This window comes from Microbacterium sp. NPDC055357 (genome assembly GCF_053644835.1).
This window is the reverse complement of sequence record NZ_JBSHLZ010000015.1, coordinates 14,672-30,871: the sequence shown is the minus strand read 5'-3', so window position 1 is coordinate 30,871 and position 16,200 is coordinate 14,672. Positions and strand designations below refer to the sequence as shown.

Annotated in this window: 24 protein-coding genes and 1 pseudogene; 16 read left to right on the top strand and 9 right to left on the bottom strand. The window is 68.0% G+C overall.

The genetic code is table 11. From position 1 onward, the window contains the following. The first annotated feature begins 279 nt into the window (after window positions 1–279). The 10 genes from nrdH (at window position 280) to ACWICD_RS14020 (ending at window position 4,425) form a co-directional block, all read left to right on the top strand. Entirely contained in the window at window positions 280–525 is a 246-nt protein-coding gene (gene nrdH, locus ACWICD_RS14065; RefSeq protein ID WP_179516453.1) for a glutaredoxin-like protein NrdH, read from the top strand. 3 nt (window positions 526–528) lie between these two features. Further along, complete coding sequence (locus ACWICD_RS14060) at window positions 529–741, top strand: hypothetical protein (RefSeq protein WP_259955023.1); 213 nt, start codon at window positions 529–531, stop codon at window positions 739–741. A gap of 112 nt (window positions 742–853) precedes the next feature. Further along, on the top strand, window positions 854–1,258 hold the full coding sequence (locus tag ACWICD_RS14055; protein ID WP_454140525.1) for a DUF6573 family protein: 405 nt from the start codon (window positions 854–856) through the stop codon (window positions 1,256–1,258). Window positions 1,259–1,330: 72 nt separating this feature from the next. Continuing rightward, window positions 1,331–1,555 carry a hypothetical protein gene (locus tag ACWICD_RS14050; RefSeq protein ID WP_363371083.1) on the top strand — a complete coding sequence of 75 codons (225 nt, stop codon included), beginning with the start codon at window positions 1,331–1,333 and terminating at the stop codon, window positions 1,553–1,555. A gap of 65 nt (window positions 1,556–1,620) precedes the next feature. Continuing rightward, window positions 1,621–1,989 (top strand): single-stranded DNA-binding protein, encoded by a 369-nt coding sequence (locus ACWICD_RS14045; protein ID WP_363371082.1) that lies wholly within the window; start codon window positions 1,621–1,623, stop codon window positions 1,987–1,989. 108 nt (window positions 1,990–2,097) lie between these two features. Then, window positions 2,098–2,904, top strand: coding sequence for a ParA family protein (locus ACWICD_RS14040; protein ID WP_259955030.1), 807 nt, complete (start codon window positions 2,098–2,100; stop codon window positions 2,902–2,904). A gap of 4 nt (window positions 2,905–2,908) precedes the next feature. After that, window positions 2,909–3,298 (top strand): hypothetical protein, encoded by a 390-nt coding sequence (locus ACWICD_RS14035; RefSeq protein WP_127913491.1) that lies wholly within the window; start codon window positions 2,909–2,911, stop codon window positions 3,296–3,298. Continuing rightward, window positions 3,295–3,726: a DUF192 domain-containing protein gene (locus ACWICD_RS14030; RefSeq protein ID WP_088478639.1), complete on the top strand. Its 432-nt coding sequence runs from the start codon at window positions 3,295–3,297 to the stop codon at window positions 3,724–3,726. The genes ACWICD_RS14035 and ACWICD_RS14030 overlap by 4 nt, the downstream gene beginning before the upstream one ends. Next, the gene (locus ACWICD_RS14025) at window positions 3,719–4,054 is read left to right on the top strand and encodes a hypothetical protein (protein ID WP_088478640.1); all 336 of its coding nucleotides are present in this window, start codon (window positions 3,719–3,721) and stop codon (window positions 4,052–4,054) included. Before ACWICD_RS14030 ends, ACWICD_RS14025 begins: the two co-directional genes overlap by 8 nt. A gap of 38 nt (window positions 4,055–4,092) precedes the next feature. Continuing rightward, a complete protein-coding gene (locus ACWICD_RS14020) occupies window positions 4,093–4,425 on the top strand; it encodes a hypothetical protein (RefSeq protein ID WP_088478641.1) in 333 nt (110 codons plus the stop codon). 88 nt (window positions 4,426–4,513) lie between these two features. Here the strand turns inward: ACWICD_RS14020 and ACWICD_RS14015 are convergent, their stop codons facing one another. The 4 genes and pseudogenes from ACWICD_RS14015 to ACWICD_RS14000 all read right to left on the bottom strand — a co-directional run. Further along, window positions 4,514–4,831, bottom strand: coding sequence for a DMT family transporter (locus ACWICD_RS14015; protein ID WP_088478642.1), 318 nt, complete (start codon window positions 4,829–4,831; stop codon window positions 4,514–4,516). Continuing rightward, entirely contained in the window at window positions 4,831–5,190 is a 360-nt protein-coding gene (locus ACWICD_RS14010; RefSeq protein WP_046746592.1) for a DMT family transporter, read from the bottom strand. The genes ACWICD_RS14015 and ACWICD_RS14010 overlap by 1 nt, the downstream gene beginning before the upstream one ends. Further along, window positions 5,187–5,561, bottom strand: coding sequence for a TetR/AcrR family transcriptional regulator (locus tag ACWICD_RS14005; RefSeq protein ID WP_227718921.1), 375 nt, complete (start codon window positions 5,559–5,561; stop codon window positions 5,187–5,189). The genes ACWICD_RS14010 and ACWICD_RS14005 overlap by 4 nt, the downstream gene beginning before the upstream one ends. Before the next feature lie 15 nt (window positions 5,562–5,576). Next, window positions 5,577–5,714: pseudogene (locus ACWICD_RS14000) on the bottom strand (helix-turn-helix domain-containing protein); the annotation flags it as partial. A 182-nt stretch (window positions 5,715–5,896) separates the two neighbouring features. Between ACWICD_RS14000 and ACWICD_RS13995 the strand changes: the two are divergent. Genes ACWICD_RS13995 through ACWICD_RS13985 form a run of 3 tightly spaced genes read left to right on the top strand, consistent with a single transcriptional unit; the run spans window position 5,897 to window position 8,289 of the window. After that, on the top strand, window positions 5,897–6,454 hold the full coding sequence (locus ACWICD_RS13995) for a recombinase family protein (protein WP_363371069.1): 558 nt from the start codon (window positions 5,897–5,899) through the stop codon (window positions 6,452–6,454). 47 nt (window positions 6,455–6,501) lie between these two features. After that, the gene (locus ACWICD_RS13990) at window positions 6,502–7,269 is read left to right on the top strand and encodes a hypothetical protein (protein ID WP_363371067.1); all 768 of its coding nucleotides are present in this window, start codon (window positions 6,502–6,504) and stop codon (window positions 7,267–7,269) included. 30 nt (window positions 7,270–7,299) lie between these two features. Next, window positions 7,300–8,289, top strand: a complete 990-nt coding sequence (locus tag ACWICD_RS13985) for a zeta toxin family protein (RefSeq protein WP_363371064.1) — start codon at window positions 7,300–7,302, stop codon at window positions 8,287–8,289. Between the two features lie 4 nt (window positions 8,290–8,293). On the opposite strand, the gene ACWICD_RS13980 is transcribed toward ACWICD_RS13985, so the two are convergent. Together ACWICD_RS13980 and ACWICD_RS13975 are read right to left on the bottom strand one after the other, a co-directional pair. Further along, complete coding sequence (locus ACWICD_RS13980; RefSeq protein WP_363371061.1) at window positions 8,294–8,500, bottom strand: hypothetical protein; 207 nt, start codon at window positions 8,498–8,500, stop codon at window positions 8,294–8,296. A 251-nt stretch (window positions 8,501–8,751) separates the two neighbouring features. Then, window positions 8,752–9,126, bottom strand: coding sequence for a hypothetical protein (locus tag ACWICD_RS13975; protein ID WP_454140524.1), 375 nt, complete (start codon window positions 9,124–9,126; stop codon window positions 8,752–8,754). Window positions 9,127–9,379: 253 nt separating this feature from the next. On the opposite strand from ACWICD_RS13975, the gene ACWICD_RS13970 reads away from it, so the two are divergent. Genes ACWICD_RS13970 through ACWICD_RS13960 form a run of 3 tightly spaced genes read left to right on the top strand, consistent with a single transcriptional unit; the run spans window position 9,380 to window position 12,336 of the window. Next, window positions 9,380–9,793 (top strand): plasmid mobilization protein, encoded by a 414-nt coding sequence (locus ACWICD_RS13970; RefSeq protein WP_454140523.1) that lies wholly within the window; start codon window positions 9,380–9,382, stop codon window positions 9,791–9,793. Continuing rightward, complete coding sequence (locus ACWICD_RS13965; protein WP_454140522.1) at window positions 9,790–11,481, top strand: relaxase/mobilization nuclease domain-containing protein; 1,692 nt, start codon at window positions 9,790–9,792, stop codon at window positions 11,479–11,481. Before ACWICD_RS13970 ends, ACWICD_RS13965 begins: the two co-directional genes overlap by 4 nt. A gap of 51 nt (window positions 11,482–11,532) precedes the next feature. Next, window positions 11,533–12,336, top strand: coding sequence for a hypothetical protein (locus tag ACWICD_RS13960; RefSeq protein WP_363371051.1), 804 nt, complete (start codon window positions 11,533–11,535; stop codon window positions 12,334–12,336). Window positions 12,337–12,385: 49 nt separating this feature from the next. On the opposite strand, the gene ACWICD_RS13955 is transcribed toward ACWICD_RS13960, so the two are convergent. Genes ACWICD_RS13955 through ACWICD_RS13945 form a run of 3 tightly spaced genes read right to left on the bottom strand, consistent with a single transcriptional unit; the run spans window position 12,386 to window position 16,193 of the window. Beyond that, on the bottom strand, window positions 12,386–12,853 hold the full coding sequence (locus tag ACWICD_RS13955; RefSeq protein WP_363371049.1) for a DUF4913 domain-containing protein: 468 nt from the start codon (window positions 12,851–12,853) through the stop codon (window positions 12,386–12,388). Next, complete coding sequence (locus ACWICD_RS13950; RefSeq protein ID WP_454140521.1) at window positions 12,850–14,637, bottom strand: type IV secretory system conjugative DNA transfer family protein; 1,788 nt, start codon at window positions 14,635–14,637, stop codon at window positions 12,850–12,852. Before ACWICD_RS13950 ends, ACWICD_RS13955 begins: the two co-directional genes overlap by 4 nt. Beyond that, window positions 14,634–16,193 (bottom strand): P-loop NTPase family protein, encoded by a 1,560-nt coding sequence (locus ACWICD_RS13945; protein WP_259955001.1) that lies wholly within the window; start codon window positions 16,191–16,193, stop codon window positions 14,634–14,636. The genes ACWICD_RS13950 and ACWICD_RS13945 overlap by 4 nt, the downstream gene beginning before the upstream one ends. Between the last annotated feature and the right edge of the window lie 7 nt (window positions 16,194–16,200).

The following is a 16,200-nucleotide window of genomic DNA, read 5'->3' as shown; positions in this document are numbered from 1 at the left end:
GCGCCGCTGCGCGTCGGTGTGCGCTCCCCTACGGGTCGCCGGCATTCATCGGGCTGCGGGCATCGTTCCTGACGCTCCATCATTGCCGCCGCGGTCCTCCACACAAGCCCCTCCGGGGCCGGCTCCTCCGAGATTTTCGCCACGCGGTCGCTACGCTCCCTCACATCGCGACGAAATTCTCTCCCCCACCGCCTGCGGTTGTGTTCCGGCCCTGCTGCTGCGGCACTGCTCCGCTTATCAGGAACGAGCCAGCGAATTGATCGAGAGAGGAAGAGGGACATGATCGAGAACGAGCTGACGGTGTACAGCAAGCCGAGCTGCGTGCAGTGCAACGCGACGTACCGGGCACTCGACGCCAAGGGCATTCCCTACCGAGTCGTGGACCTCAGCCAGGACGACGCGGCGCTGGAGTACGTGAAAGACCTCGGATACGCACAGGCTCCCGTGGTCGTCGTCGACGATCAGGACCACTGGGCAGGCTTCAACCCCATCGAAATCGACCGTATCGCCGCACACATGGGATGACCGATGAGCGAAGAGCAGCAGGACGAGCGGGGCCCCGTGTCGTGGGAAGCGTTCAATTGGATGCGCCAAGAGATCCCCCGACTGCAGGGCGAGGTCGAGCAGCTGCGTCGCGACGTCGAGTTCTGGCAGCAGCAGACGAATCACTGGTACATGAAGGCCAACTACACCCCCGAGCAGATCGCAGAGTTCCAGCGCCGCCGCTCGCTCGAGCAGTGACCGCTTGACCATAATAGAGGCATTAGGTACAATAGAGACATAGACCAAGACCCGCGGAAACTCGCGGATTGTCCAACCCGATAAATAGAGGCATTAGGTACAGGAGGACAGTATGAGCATCGAGAACTACTTCGGCAGCGTGATCCACAGCCGCACTCGCGAGGACGCACTAGCGGACGGCGATCTGGTCGACGCGGGCGACATGGCGCGCGAAGCCCGGTTCCGCATCCCGGTCGCGCTCACTCGTGCCGCGTGGGCCGAGGCGGTCGCCTGGGACGAGGACAGGCCCGAGCCGCAGGACGAGGACGGCCGGCTGTGGGACGTGCTCTACATGGCCGGCATCGCCGCGGGCAACGCCCCGGGCGGCGATCGCGTCACCTTCCGCGTGTTCCGCATCCCGAACGAGGATCGAGGCCGGCAGTGGAACGAGGCAGAGCTGATCGAGCTGGCGCTGCACATCGGCCCCGGCGACGAAGGCGAGCCCGTCGTGACGATCATGCTCCCGCGCGAGGACTGAGCAGGAATCCCGGCATTCCCCCTAATAGAGGCATAAGGTACAATGGAGGTACAGAAGATGAAGGAGCTGATCGTGACGAAACTGGCAGAGCTGCGGGAGGGGGACGTGTTGACGGCCCTCGACGGCAAGCCCTACGCCAAGCCCCTCACCGTCGCCAATGAGCTAGGACCGATCACGACCGGTAGCCCCGTGCGCGGCGTCCGGTTCGAGCCGCCCACCGGCTCCGGCATCGAGTGGGTGTTCTACCCCGGCCAGATGGACGGGCACCGCATGACCATCAACCGCTACGGGCTCTGAACCCGTTGCAAACCGGTACTAATACCGGCATTATCCCCAACACAGAGAGAAAGGAAATGCTCACCATGAGCTACATCACCCGCACCGGAAATCTCGCCGCGACTCCCGTCCTGCGCGAGAACGACAAGGGCAAGCCGTACACCTACGCCCGCGTGCTCGTGACCGATCGCATCCGCAAGGACGACGGCAACTACGAGGACGGCGGCACGATCGGCTACGACGTGGCCGTGCAGGGCAACCAGGCGGTGAACCTCGTCGAGGCCGCGGAGCGCTCCGGCAACATCCGCATCACATTCGCGGGGGAGTACCGCACGACCGTCTACCGCCCCGAGGGTGGCGAAGAGCGCATCCAGCACGAGGTCCGGGCCGATGAGGTCGGCGTGAGCCTGCACCTCCAGTCCGTGACCGTGGAGCGCAGCGGCACAACCGAGTGACCGTGCCAGGAGGGGAGTGCCCCGAGCGCTCCCCTCCTTCCCTCATACCCAATAGAGGCATTGTCACTAATGGGGATACACTCAGAACATACGACCCGGGAGGAACCCGTGACTGACACCAACCAGCGCGAAGCAGTGATACTGACCGCCTGCAACCAGAAGGGCGGCGTCGGGAAGTCGACGACCGTCTTCCATCTGACCCGGGCGGCCGTGCTCGCCGGCCTGCGCGTGCTCGTCGTCGACAGCGACCCGCAGGGCAACATCACCAGCGTCCTGACCGAGGACGTCGGAGAGACGGAGCCGGGGCTGGCCGACGTGCTCAGCGAGTACACGCCCGACACCATCGCAGACGTCATCGTGCCGGGAATCTGGGAAGGGCTCGACGTCGTGCCGACGACGGGGGAGACGCTCGGTGTGGTGCGCGATCAGCTCGTGGTCGCTGGAGCCGCCCGTGAGGGACGGCTGAGCCGTGCCCTGGAGGCTGTGCGCGGCGACTACGACCTCATCCTGATCGACTGTGGCCCGAACCTCGACCAGCTCGTCATCAACGCGCTCACGGCCGCTGACGGCGCGCTCGTCGTCACGCAGACGAAGCTCTGGAGCGCCAACGGGCTCGCGAAGCTGCTCGACACCATCACGCAGGTACAGCAGAGCTACAACCCCCGGCTGCGCGTCGCCGGCGTCGTGCTCAACCAGCACGAGTCTCGAACGGTCGGCGGCGGCCACTGGGCCGGCGAAATCGAGGCGGCCGCCGAGGCGCGCGGCCTCCCGCTGCTCACCCCGCCCGTGCCGAAGCGCCAGGCGATCGCAGACGCCACCGAAGAATCGATCGGGCTCGACGAAGGCGACGCTGATGCGCGCGAGCTCGCAGCGATCTACGACGGATACCTCACGCAGCTCACCGGAAGGAATTAAGCACATGGCCGCGAAGCGAACCGAGCGCCGCACGTCCGCGCTCAGCGGGCAGACGCCCGTCAACACCCAGGCAGTGCCGGCGGCACAGCCGACTCCGGCGCCGGCTGCAGTCGCACCCGCAGCACCCGCCCCGACGCCGACGAAGGCCGGGGGAGTAGCAGCGAAGAAGCCGACGCGCACGAAGATGAACTACTACGCGGACAGCGACCAGGACGGCCGCATCCGCGCCGCGTTCTACGCCGGTCGCGACAAGTACCGCTGGCGGAACATGACCGACATGCAGCTGCACGGCGTGATGGGCCTCGTCGAGTCGCTGGAGCGTGAATTCAACGACGGCGAGCACTTCGAGCCGATGCCTCCCGGCACCGGTCCCGTGGGCCGGCCCCTGGAATGAAGCGTGCCGCGGCCGCGGTCGCGGCCGCCGTGGCGATCATCCTCACCGGCTGTGCCGCCGACGTCGACGAGCTGCGCGTGACCATCGACGGTGTGACGATCACCGCCGAACAAGCAACGAGCACCGACGCGCAGCGCGAAGGGCTCAGCGGGCGGGACAGCGTGCCGGACGGCACCGGCATGTGGTTCCCGCTCGAGCCCGCACAGCGCACAGAGGTCTGGATGCAGGACACCCGCGTACCGCTCGACGTCGTATGGATCCGCGACGGGCGCGTGACGGGCGTTGTGACGCTCCAGCCGTGCTCCACGGACCCATGCCCCCGAGAACCATCCCCAGGGATCGTAGATGCGATCCTCGAAGCCCCCGCCGGCACTTTCGCGCAGACGACAGTGGGCGCCGCAGTAGAACGAAGGAGCACCGATGAGTGAGAATCTGATCGACCCCGCAGACCCGGAGTACGAGCTGAAAGTAGCCGAGGCGTTCCAGCGCACGGTCAACGGGGCTCACGAGGGCGATGACCTCCCGGTGCAGATCACCGTGCGCCAGGCAATGAAGATCGCGGCAATCATGGGAGCTGTCGCCCGCGGCCACTCCGGCTACACCGACGCGCTGCGCGATGCCTCCTGGTTCCTTGACGCCGTGGTGGCTGAGAGCCGGCCCGACATGATCGTTTCGCGATCGTCGGCCGAGCTGTGGGCCGTCGTCGACGCCTGGCCCTGGCCCCGACCCGGCAAGCCGAAGGACAACGCTGAGTAGGCCCCCTCAGCGTCCGATGTTCCCGGGACGATGTCTCAGTGGGAACGAACAAGCGCTACCCGCACCTGGCGGCGCAGAGGGGCGAAGAGCGCGAGCTGCGCGAGGCGCGCAAGCGTGGGCCGCTGCGCACCCTCGATCGCGTCCAGCTGCGATTGCATGCGCAGCCCCTCACGATCGTTCCCGAGCAGCTGACGATATGGGGGCATGCGTGGCTCCAGTTCGGGGACACCAACGTGCGGTGCGTCGTCCAGGTGAAGCGCTGGACAGCCGACGCCGTGGGCGTGCAAGTGACGATCGACGGTGAGACGTTGCGGTGCTGGATATGGCAGGGAGCATGCCAGCGCATCTCCGACCCGACCGACGTCTGGTGACCTTGCCGCGAAGGTTCCCCGCAAGTTGCTTTCGGCAGACGGTTTCGCTGTCCATCGCGCTAGACGTGGGGATGTCCGCCTCGCCGGGTTAGTGGACGGCTCCGAGTTCAATGCAGAGAACGCCGCCGACGATGAGGACGATGCCGAGGCCCATCAGCCAGGTGAAGGGCTCTTTGAAGAGGAACTTGCTGAGGATGGCGGTGAGTGCGACGCCGGATGCGGCCCAGATGCCGTAGGCGACGCCGAGTGCCATGCCGCCGGCGAGGGCGAGGCTGAGCATGGTGAATGCGAGGACGTAGCCCACAGCTACGCCGACATACCAGCGCTTCTTGTCGACGGCCATACGCAGGGAGAGCGTGCCGACGACCTCGAAGACGATTGCGCCGATGAGGAACAGCCAGACCATCACGCGACCTCTGCCTTCTTCTTGTGACCGGCCTGTGCGCCGAGTTCGACGCACAGCACTCCGGCGATGACGACGACGATACCGATGCCCATCAAGAGCGTGAGCGGTTCGCCGAAGATGATGAGGGAGAGAAGTGCCGTGAGCGCGACCCCGGATGCTCCCCAAATGCCGTAGGCGACGCCGAGGGCCATGCCGGTGCGAAGCACGAGGCTGAGGAACACGAACGCGCCGATGTAGCCGGCTGCGACGAGTGCATAGAGGGCGGGTGCGTCGAGCGCACCTTTGAGGGATAGTGAGCCGGTGACCTCGGCGGCGATCGCGCCGATGAGGAACAGCCAGCCTTTGGCTTTGTTGGTCACTGGGGGTCTCCTTCATTCACGAGTTGCAGGGCGATCGCGCGTAGGACGGATCGTTCGTCGTCGCGGACGGTGGGGATGCCGAGCGCGGCGTTGAACCACGCGCCGTCGGCCAGCAGGCGGGCGGCGCGAAGTGATGCGCGGCTCGCCGGGTCAGTGTCGATGTTGCTGCCGAGCCACGGGGTTAGGCGTTCCGCCCACAGAGCAGACAACCGCTCGCGCAGGTTCACGTCCGCGAGCAGGGCGAGATCGCTGGAGTCGAAGTCGCCGTTGAGTGCGTAGTCGACGTACGCGCGCAGCTTGTCGATCGGCTCGGCATCCGTCGAGGCCCGAGTATGCAGATCCGCTTCCCAGCGGTCGATGATGCGGTTCACGACTGCGACAGTGAGAACTTCTTTCGTGCCGAAATGGTGGACCACCCCGGGCTTCGTCAACCCCGCCTCGCGAGCGACTGCATCGAGGGTGAGGGCATCGCCGCGGCGAAGGACTTCAACTGCGTGATCGAGAAGTCCGATTTTGGTTGGCACAGTTCGAATATACGTACCATACGTATGGTAAGTCAACCCGATTGCGGGCTCAGCCGTAAACGATCGTTTTCGGCGGCCTCGTCGACGTCGACGACCAGGTGCACGACACGCCGAGGAACGATCCGCCGAAACCCCCTGCCGAAACCGAATCACGCCGGAACATCGGCAGTACCGTTTTCGGCATGGCACACGAAGTCGGCTACGCCCGAGTCTCCAAGCGCGAGCAGAACCCGGACGCGCAGGAGGCCGAGCTGCGGGCGGCCGGCTGCGAACGTGTGTTCGTCGACCACGGCGAGTCCAGCCGCGTCGCAGACCGCCCCCAGTGGCTTGCCTGCCTCAACTACCTCCGGCCGGGGGACACCCTCAAAGTGCGCCGGCTCGACCGCCTCGCCGGCAGTGAGCGCATCCTGATCGAGACGTTGCAGGACCTCGACGCCCGACAGGTGAACATCGTCAGCCTCACCGAGCCGATGATCGACACCACGACACCGATGGGCCGCGCCCTGTACGGCATCGTGGCCGTGTTCGCGCAGCTCCGCGTCGACACGATCCGCGAGAACACGACCCGCGGCCTCGACTACGCCCGCAGCCAGGGCCGCGTCGGCGGCCGCCCGAGCGTGATGACGCCCGAACGGATTGCGACGGCAGAGCGCATGCGCGCCGAGCAGCAGAGCTGGGAAAGCATCGCCCGCGTGCTCGGAGTCGGTGCCACGAGTGTTCGCCGTGCGCTCAACCCCTAGCCCTTTCAAGGCATCCTTTATAGAATGTTCTATAGGAGGTGATCGTTATGACGATCGCAGAGGTTCCGGCCGAGGCACGCGCGGCAATGCGCGCCCGTCGCCGGAAGGAAATCGACGAGCTGGACTACCGGCGTGAGCTGCGCCGGCTCGAAGAGCGCGGCTACACCCAGACGCAGATCTCCAAGTGGCTCGGGATCGCGCAGCCGTCCGTGCTCAGTGCGCTCCGCACGGCCGCGAAGGTCGCGATGCCGCTGGACGGATTCTCCGGCGCGACGCCCTACGAGATTTGTCAGCGCTACGCGGGCGGCATCATCGACCGCGCGCAGCTCGTCGACGAACTCACGCGGTTCCCCTACGTCGAAGGCGGCCACACGGACGGGTATGACTCCCTCATCGTTGACCCGGCCGGCACCTGGTCCGAGGTCAGCGACGCTCGACGTCGTGGGCTCATCGAGAACGACGTCTACGAGGAAGTGTTCAACCGCCGCCACAACATTGCGGCCGCGCCGGCACCGACCGAGAAGGAAGAGCCTGCACCCCGCAAGGTGTCACCGAAGGATCGCGCGCGTGACACCGCTCGAGAAATCGCCTCGGCAATCGGCGGGGGAGAGGTCACCGAGAAGAACGGCCGCTTGGTCATCAAGACCAAGAGCGGCTTGCAGCTCGAAGTGAAGGGCCCGCGTGGAACCGCTGTCGACCGGAAGGGTGGCACGGGCAGGTTCAGCACCGTTCACCGGAGCGCGACGACCGGCAAGCCTGTGAAGGTCGCGAAGGCCAGCGGGAAGGTCCGCGCGCACGACCGGCACGGCGACTAAAGCGTGGTTTCCGATGCAGTCGCTCGCCACATGGATACCGTGCGCGAGCTGTCCAAGCCTGGCCAAGCGCTCGCGCCGAACGCCGCCACTGCCACGACGAACAACCCCGCGTGGTGGGTCGGCGGTGAGCCAACGCTGGCGCGCGACCTTCTCCACGAACGGCTGATCGACGAAGCGCGCGCAGCGGCTCCCGACGTCGAGCAGCAGCACCGCGCGATCGTGCTTGCCGGACCTCCCGGCGCCGGCAAGAGCACCGTCCTGGCCGACGTGCTCGGAGAGCACCGGGGGAAGTATCTCGTGATCGACGCGGACGAGTTCAAGCGCTCGCTTCTGCGCGAGGCGCAGGCGGACGGGAGCTACGACACGTGGCTCATGCCCGACGCCATTCGCGACCGCGAAGCGCGGGGGGAGAGGTTCTACCCGCTGGAGCTGGCATCCCTCGTGCACGAAGAATCGTCCTACCTCGCCAAGAGCTTGCGAGCCGACGCAATCGCCGCCGGCGACAACATCGTGATCGACACCGTTCTCAGCAACGAGGCCGACGCCCTCGCGCTCGGGCAGCGCCTCAACGACGCCGGATACGACGTTCGGGTGATCGACGTCGAGGTGCCCTACGAGCTGTCCGAAGAGCGCATCCGCGGCCGCTGGGAGCACGCCTACACGACCGCCCTGGACGGCGGTGACTCGCTCGGCGGCCGGTGGGTTCCCAGCGAATACGCGCGCGACGTGTTCGACGGCCCTGGAGGCCGTTCGAAGCCGGAGGCCGCAGCACGAGCGCTGGCCGAGCAGTGCCCCGCAGTAGGCCGGTATCGGGTGTTCCGCACGAGTGCCGAAGAGGCGCGCGCAGCAGACGCCGAGGGGCGTCCTGCGCAGGCGACAGTCGAGGTCGACAAGTCCCGTAGCTCACGCAGCGCCGCACTGGTCGACACCGCTCTGGCACGCACACAGCAGCGTGCCGCAGCTGCGCGCCCGATAGCCACCGATCGCGGCTCGTCGACGCCCGGGCCGGAGCGGTCCTAGCCGCTCAATCGGCATCCTTCGAGAGCGTGTCGATCACCGTCACGAACTCCGTTCCCGTGACCGTCACCGTGTTCAGCAGGTGATAGCCGTAGCGCCCGTGATCCGCGAGTTGCTGATCGCGCTCCGCGACCCTGCGAAGCAGACTGCCTCGTGAATCGTCCAGCGTCGGCAGCGTTGTCGTGATCGTCGTGAACGCAACCAGAGTGCTCATCGTGACGTCCTCTCCCTTGGTTTGTGTCGTCCGAAAGTGAGCAGTTCGGCGCATGCGCCGAGCTGCCTGCTTTCGGCGAACACTTGCCGCCTTGCACGCAGTGGAGGGGCGGTCAAGGGGAGCCCCCAGGGCTCTCCCGAAGGGACGCGCAGCGCCCTTGACGGGCCTGGAACGGAGTGCAACCCCGCAACGCGGGGAAACGCAACAGACCCCGCACCGAGAGCCGGATGCGGGGTCTGTTATGCGGGGAGCTATCCGAGGTCGGAGCCGCCACTTTCTGACTCGCTGACGGATGCCGGGGCGGGCTGAGAGGACGACGGCTTACGTGCGGCTCGCTTGCGCGTCCGCTGCTTCTTGTCCGGCTCATCGAAGCCGATCTTTCGCAGCTCGACGTCGGTCCATCCAGCCGACAGTGCGGCGTTGTAGCGCTGCACGTCCTCGCGCTCGGCATCGCTTACGAGCGCGGCCAGTTCGCGCTCCAGCTCGGCGCGGCGTCGCTCCGCGTCGGCGCGCACGTCTGCGACGTTCTGGCGCGCCTCCGCGAGGCCGCGAATGGCGCTCAACCGCTCCTGTTGGAGCTGGTTGGCGCGTGCTTCTGCTTCTTCAACGGAGAGTGTTTTAGCCATTTCCACAGTGTATGTATGTGTTCCGTCAAACACCAGAGCGCGCGCAGCGCGGGGAGGCTCCGAAGCGGCGCAGCCGCTTCCACCCCCTCCTGTCGTCGGTGCCGGCCTCTGTGGAGTCCCAGACGGAGCAAGCTATACAGTTACCCGGGGTAACTGGGGCTTGATCCTCGACACGGGGTCGCGGATGCGGCACACTTGACGTGTGGTCCCCGTTCGGGGTCGCTGCGCTGGGCATCAGAAAGGCGGTGTTGTTATGGCGAACGAGTCGCCGGAGCGCCGCACGCCCAAGGGGCGACGTCGTGCGAATGTCCCGGGGGGACGCACGAAGCGGCACGAGGTATGGGTGTCGCCCGAGGAAGAGGGCGAGCTGTACCGTCGTGCGCTTGCGCAGAACGTGACGATCCCGCGCTACCTGTACGAGTGCGCGATGGCACCCGAGACGGGCGAGACGGCGACGGCACGACGTGAGCAGCTTGCAGACCTGTTCCGGCTGCACCGCTCGCTCGCGAGCATCGGCAACAACCTCAACCAGATCGCACGCGCGACCAACGCTGAGGGGCTTGTGCCGGTGGAGCTGCGCGACGAGCTGCGGCACACCATCGCCGCGGTGCGTCGCACGGCGGAGCAGATCGACGAGGTAGTGGATCAGCTCGGAGTCCGCGCATGATGCCGAACGTCGTGCGCGGCGATCGCATGTCGGGATTGCTGACGTACCTTGCTGGCGCAGGACGCCACAACGAGCACACGGAGCCGCACGTCGTCGCGGGTGATGACGCGATCATGGCGTGGCACGCAGACACCGAGCTTGGACGCGATTCCGCTCTGGTGATCGCGCGCCACCTGGACCGCACCAAGCAGGCGTTCGGCACGGAGGTCGCGGGCGGCCACGTCTGGCACTGCTCGCTGTCGCTGCGCGCCGAAGAGGGCATGCTGACGGACGATCAGTGGAACGCGATCGCGCGCGACTTCGTGACGCTGATGGACTTCGACGACGCCGAGGGTACGAAGGCCCCGACTCGGTGGGCGGCGGTCCGTCACGGCGTGAGCCAGAACGGCAACGACCACATTCACATCGTGGTCAACCTCGTGCGTGAGGACGGCACGAAGGCGAGCGTTCACAACGACTTCCACCGTGCACAGAAGGCCGCGCGTGCACTGGAGCAGAAGTACGGCCTGGAAGAGCTGGAGTCCGCATCGGCCGAACGCTCGACGCGCGGCTACGACCCCGCCGAGCAGGAGGCACAGGCACGCTCGCGCGCCGAGTGGAAGTACGACCGGACTCGCCGTGAGAGCGACAAGCCGATGCCGTCGTGGGAGCAGCTGACTCCCATCGATCGGCAGGCCCGTATCGCGGCGGAGAAGAGCGTCGACCAGCCCCGGTACGCACTCGCGCGTACAGTGCGCGGGTGTGCCACCGCAGCGGAGAGTGAAGGCGAGTTCGTTCGCCGCATGCGGCGGTCAGGCCTCATCGTCCGGCCCCGGTTTGCGGAGGGCACCCAGGACGTCATCACCGGCTACAGCGTGGCCCGTCGACCCGAGGCCGGCGAGCGGCCGATCTGGTACGGCGGCGGGCACCTTGGGCGCGACCTCACGCTGCCGAGGCTGCGCGCCGAATGGCCTGATACCCCGACCGGCGCGACGGACGCCGCGGCCGAGTGGAACGCCGCTTACCGCGGCCGCCGAGTCGTGCAGCCCGGGCGTGAGGCTGCCGAGGTCGACCCGCAGATGTTCGAGCAGATGAACGCCGAGCTGGGCGAGTTGCGCGACCGTCTGCGCAGCGTTCCGGTCGACGATCGCGAGACGTGGGCGCGCGTCGCTCGTCACACGGCGGGAGCTTTCGCGGCGTGGTCTAACGCGGTCGAGGACGAGCCTGGCGACCTGGCGCGCGCCTCCGACATTCTGTCCCGGTCGGCGCAGACCTGGCGCACGCCGATCAAGCCCAAGCCGACCAGCATGGGGTCGCTCGCCGGCACGGCGATGCTCCTGGCATCGGGCGCGCGGGGCGGGCAGGGGCTCGCTGCACAGGTCATCATGATCCGTCAGCTGGCGAACCTCGCGAAGGCGGTCTACGACGCTGCACGGGCGAGCGGGGAGCTGCGCCAGGCACAGGCCATTCGGGACGCTGAGCGCGACCACCTGCGCACGGTGCACGCTCGCCTGGAGGATTACGCGACGACCGCGCCGGCACCGGCAAAGGTGGCCACGGTCGACCCGGAGCTGGAGGCGATGAAGCAGCGCATCAGCGCCGGCCGCACAGACGTCAACAAGATCGGTTCGCCGCTGCCTACCGAGCTGCCCGACCGCCCGCGCGTGAGCCCGAGCGTCAAGCAGCCGGAGCGCGGCCCCGAGCGATAGGAGGGTACGGAAATGGTGGATACAGACGGAATCGAAGAAAGCCTGGAAGGCATGGCCCGCGTTGCCGTCACGGCCGGCGCTCGGCTCGGTGAACAGCTCAGCCAGGCGATCGCACAGCGCGCCCGTGAGCTGGAGGTCCCGACGGCTACGGAGGCCCGCGACTTGCGCGACCGGTTCGAGGCCGAACGCGCCGCGGCGGTGGCCGAGGTCCGGCAGGTTCACGGGGCGGAGTTCTGGAACCAGAACGACCCTCAGCGGATCGGCCAGACGTTCGCCACGGCGCGCGCGTGGCGTGAGTTCGAGCCGGAAGCGCGCGCCGCCGAGGACCGGATGAAGGTCGAGCTGCACGAGCGCTACGGCATCGTCACCGACGCGCTCGGCGGCGACCCGGCGAAGGTGCAGGAGTGGGTGGCACGGCTGGAGGCCGAGCGTCTCGAAAGGCTCGCCCAGGAAGAGCGTCGCAAGGAGCAGGAGGACCGCGCTGACGCCGCGGTGACCCTCAGCGAGGCCGACCGGCTCGACGCACAGGCGGCACAGGCTGAGGCGGCCGCGCAGCACGAGCCGGACCCTGCCGACCGCGACGCCGCAGCGGCTCAGGCCGGCGAGCTGCGCGACGCCTCCACCGACGCGCGATCGGAGTCCGCACAGGACTACGACAGCGCCGGTCGACGAGCTGCGCGCGCCGCCGAGCTGGAGGGCAAGCAGATCGACCAGGAGACGGTCGCGACGCGCATGCGCGCGGACGTCAGCCAGGGCCGGCCGGCGTCCGAGGCGGTGATCGCCGGCAAGGCGGCGAAGGCGCGCAAGACGCGCATCGGAGCCAGCGCGGGAAGGACACAGCAGCTCGGCCGCTGAACGCACGAGAGAGGGCCGCACCCGGTGGGTGCGGCCCTCTCTCGTTGTCTCAGGAGGTCGGTGTGACTCGCTCGTCGACGAACAGTCCTTCGGGCGGCTCGACGTGCGTCAACGGCTTTCCGTAGTCGATCGCATCGGGCGATCCGTGGAAAGGGCCGTCGTCCGCCATGAGCACCCGCATGTGGTGGTCGGCGTGATCCCGCCACCACACGGACATGCCCGTCGCCGGATCGAGGCGCAGGTGCTCCCACGCCCGCCAGAGCGCTTCGAGGCGCATCACGGCCTCGTCGTGCTTCCACCACTCGCCCGACCACCACGGCGCCAGCCGGCCGCTCGTCTTACGCCGGTAGGCGTGCCGGAGGAACTGGTCGACGAACTCGCTGACGTTGCCGTAGACGAGCTGCGGGCCGGGATCGGGTGTCTCGGTGCCGGCGATGCCGGCCGTCGCGTCAGAACCGCCGTCAGGGGCCGGCCAGGTCGTTTCTTCCTCGTCGTCCCACTCGCCCAGACCGCTCATGCTGCGCCCTCCTGCTCGAGCTGACGTTCCACCGTGGCGACTTCGGTCTCCGCCTCCGCGATCGTGCGCGAGCCTTGCGGATCGTGCGCTTTGATCGAGGCGCGCACCTTCTCCGCGAACGGCCCCGTCATCCAGGGCTTCGTGCGGATCAGTGTCGGCCGAGAACCCGACGCGATCACCACGGCGCGACCCTTCGGCATCGCGCCGAGCTCCGAGACGTCCAGAGTGCGCTCACGCTGCACTTGCTGAGACACCGAGCGATGCCCGGTGCCCGATGACACCGAAGTGCGCACGCGATCGTGCTCACCGATGAGCCGTGACAGATCCTCCAGGAATGCCGTCTCCGAGACGCCGCCGCCGTAGCACTTGACGTTCGAGGCCGACCACAGCTTGCGCATGCCGGACTCGCCCCACACGTCGACGCCCTGCGACCACGACTGCAGGATGGTCATGAGGACGATTCCCCGGCTGCCGTAGTGGCTGTAGAGGTCCGGGAGAGTGCGCCACCGGCACACGTTCGCTGCCTCGTCGAGAACGCCCAGGAGCGGCGTCGCGAGGCGTCCGCCAGGCGAGTGCACGGCGAGTTCTTCGGCGGCCTCGACCACGGCGACCGTGAGTGCCGTGACGAGCGGGCCGGCGGTGCCGCGACCCTCCTTGGAGAGGCTGTAGAGCGTGCCGCCCGCGCGCACGAACGCGGCCGGGTCGAACGTCGGCCGCAGGTCGCCAGGCTCGGGGACGATCCACCGGACGATCGTGCGGTTGGTCAGGCACGCCGCCATTTGCTGCGCGGTGCCGTAGATGCCGCCGCGCTGCTTGTCCGGGGCGTTAACGACGCCGGCCACCTGGTCGGCGGTCAGGTCGAAGCCGTGGGATTCCAGGATGCGCACCGGTTCTTCCTCGCTCGGACGGGTGAGCCACCGGTACACGTCCGTGATCGGGCGGCCGTCGAGAGCTGCGGCGAGAAGCAGACCGGCCAGGAGGTCCTGGCCAGCCGGGTCGAAGTAGGCATCCGTCTTAGCCCCCGGCTCACGGCTACCCGCAGCGAAGTGCTCCGCGAGCTTGGCAGCTCGCACCTCGTCGGTGACGTAGCTGAGCGGGTTCCAGTACCAGGTCGGTTCCTCCAGAGCGATGCCCTGCGGATCGAACACCCACACCGGGCCCCGCTCGGCGCGCACGTCGCGAGTCGCGTCCACGACGTCGCGCTTGTTCGACGTGACGAGAGCGGCCCCAGGTGCGTCGAGGATCGCCGGCACGGCCCGCGACGTCGTCTTACCGGTGCGCGGCCCCCAAATGTCGATGTGCATGTCCTCCCAGGACGCGAACAGCGGTTTGCCGCTGAACAGGTGCGTGCCGATGGGGACACCGGCGCTGTCAGCGACACCGAGGCGCTGCGCCGTCGCACGGGCCGACTTCTCGCTCAGGGCCTCTACGTCCCGACCGATACCCATGTACCGGGAGGCAGAGTCGACGCGCGTGCGGTTCTTCTGCCCGCCGTGACGAAGCCACAAATACAACGCGACCAGGAGCAGCGCAGCGACGGCGAATCCGACCGCGATCCACGTCGACGCCGGCAGCCACTCGATCCGACCCCGGAACAGGTCGATAACGACCTTGAAGGGGTCCGAGGGGAGCGTGTCGGCGGTCCCCGCCCACTGATGGGCGAGAGTGACCGACGTCCACGCTCCCACGCCCAGAACGGCCGCGCCGCCCGCGATGACGAGGACGGCGAGGCTCTGACCGGACATGCCCGCGGGATCGCGGCGGCGGTTGTTGGGCTGGTTCATGCGACGGCCTCCTCAGCGTGTGCGCGGCGGCTGCGGCGGCCGACGCGCGACTGGTCGTGCCAGAGCTTGTTCGTGTCGCTCACCTGGAGCTCCACGGACGTCAGCTCGACGTTGACCGGGATGCCCGGGCGGCCACCGACCTTCACGAGGAACTTGCCGCGGCCGGGAGGCTCGGCCTCGCGTCCGGTCGCGGGGTCCCACTCAGGCGGGTCCTGCCAGCCGATGAGTAGTTCTTGCTCGGCGTTCGAGAACGGCACCGCGCTCGTGAGCTGCGGCATTTCTGCGGACGGCAGGCCGCCGCAGATGACCATGCCGGAGCGCTCGACGAAGCCCTTGGCCTTCATCCGGTCGTCCTCGCTGGGGAGGGCGAGCAGGTCGCTCATCGTGTGCGAAATCATCGCCATGCCGACGCCGCGCTGACGGTTCAGGCGCGTGAGTGCGTCGACGCGATCGACCATGCCGCGGCCGGCGCGCAGCGCCCGCCACAGCTCGTCGAGGATGACGAAGTAGTGGCGGCGCGGCTCCAGGCCCGCATCCGCCAGCGCGTTCGCGACGTTGACGGTTCCGAAGCCGGCGCTCCAGCAGGCGAGCAGGGTCGCCGCCTGGAGGTCCATGTCGGAGTCGTCGATCGCGCTGACGTCGTAGACCACGGGGCGGTCGCGCCGCATCGGGTTCGTCGTAGGGCGAGCGAACGTCTCCCCGAGGCGGCCGCCGCCGACGAGGCCGATCAGCGACGCCTCCAGGTGTTCGGTGATCGCCTTGTACTTCTCGTCGATGCCGCGATCCAGCGCGACCTCTCGGACCTCCTTCGGGCCGTCCTGGATGACTCGCAGGAGGTCGCCCAGCACGGGCACGCCGTCGTGGTGCTCGTCGAGCCACTTCAGCGCTCGGTCCAGGATCGTCTCTTCGCGGTCGGTCGGCGGCTGCTGCCTGATGATCGTCAGGAGGGCGGAGACGATCGTGTGCCGACGCCCGTGGGCGTCGGCCATGACCTGAGCTGCTTCCTTCTCGAAGCCCTCTTCGCGCAGCCGTGCGGCCGCCTCGACGGCCTCGCCAGGATCGAGAACGTTCAGATACCCGCGGCCGCGGCCGAGGGTGATGATCTGCCCGCCCATCGCATTGATGAGGTCGACGTAATCCGGCTTCAAGTCGCCCAGCACGAGGGGCATCACGCCGTAGCCGGCGAGGCCCGTGGCCATGCGGCGGATGATCGTCGACTTGCCAAGACCCGGCTTGCCGAGCACGAACACGGACGGGTTGCTGATGAGCTTCGCGCGCTGGAACCAGCTGATCGGGTCGCAGCACACGGTCGCGCCCGTGTAGATGTGTCGGCCGAGCGGGACGCCGACCATCGGCGTCCCGGTGCCGATCGCGAACGGCCACAGGCCGCAGACCTGGACCGTTGTGCCGCGCCACTCGTCGGGCTGCTGCACGTAGAAAGACTCACCGCGGCCGCGGCCGAGCCACCCGCGCAGGCCCGGTCGCTCGGGGCGAACGGCCGGTGCCTTCTTGGGGGCGTCGACCTTCGGCGCGCGGCGCTTCTTGGTGGTAGCCATAGCGACC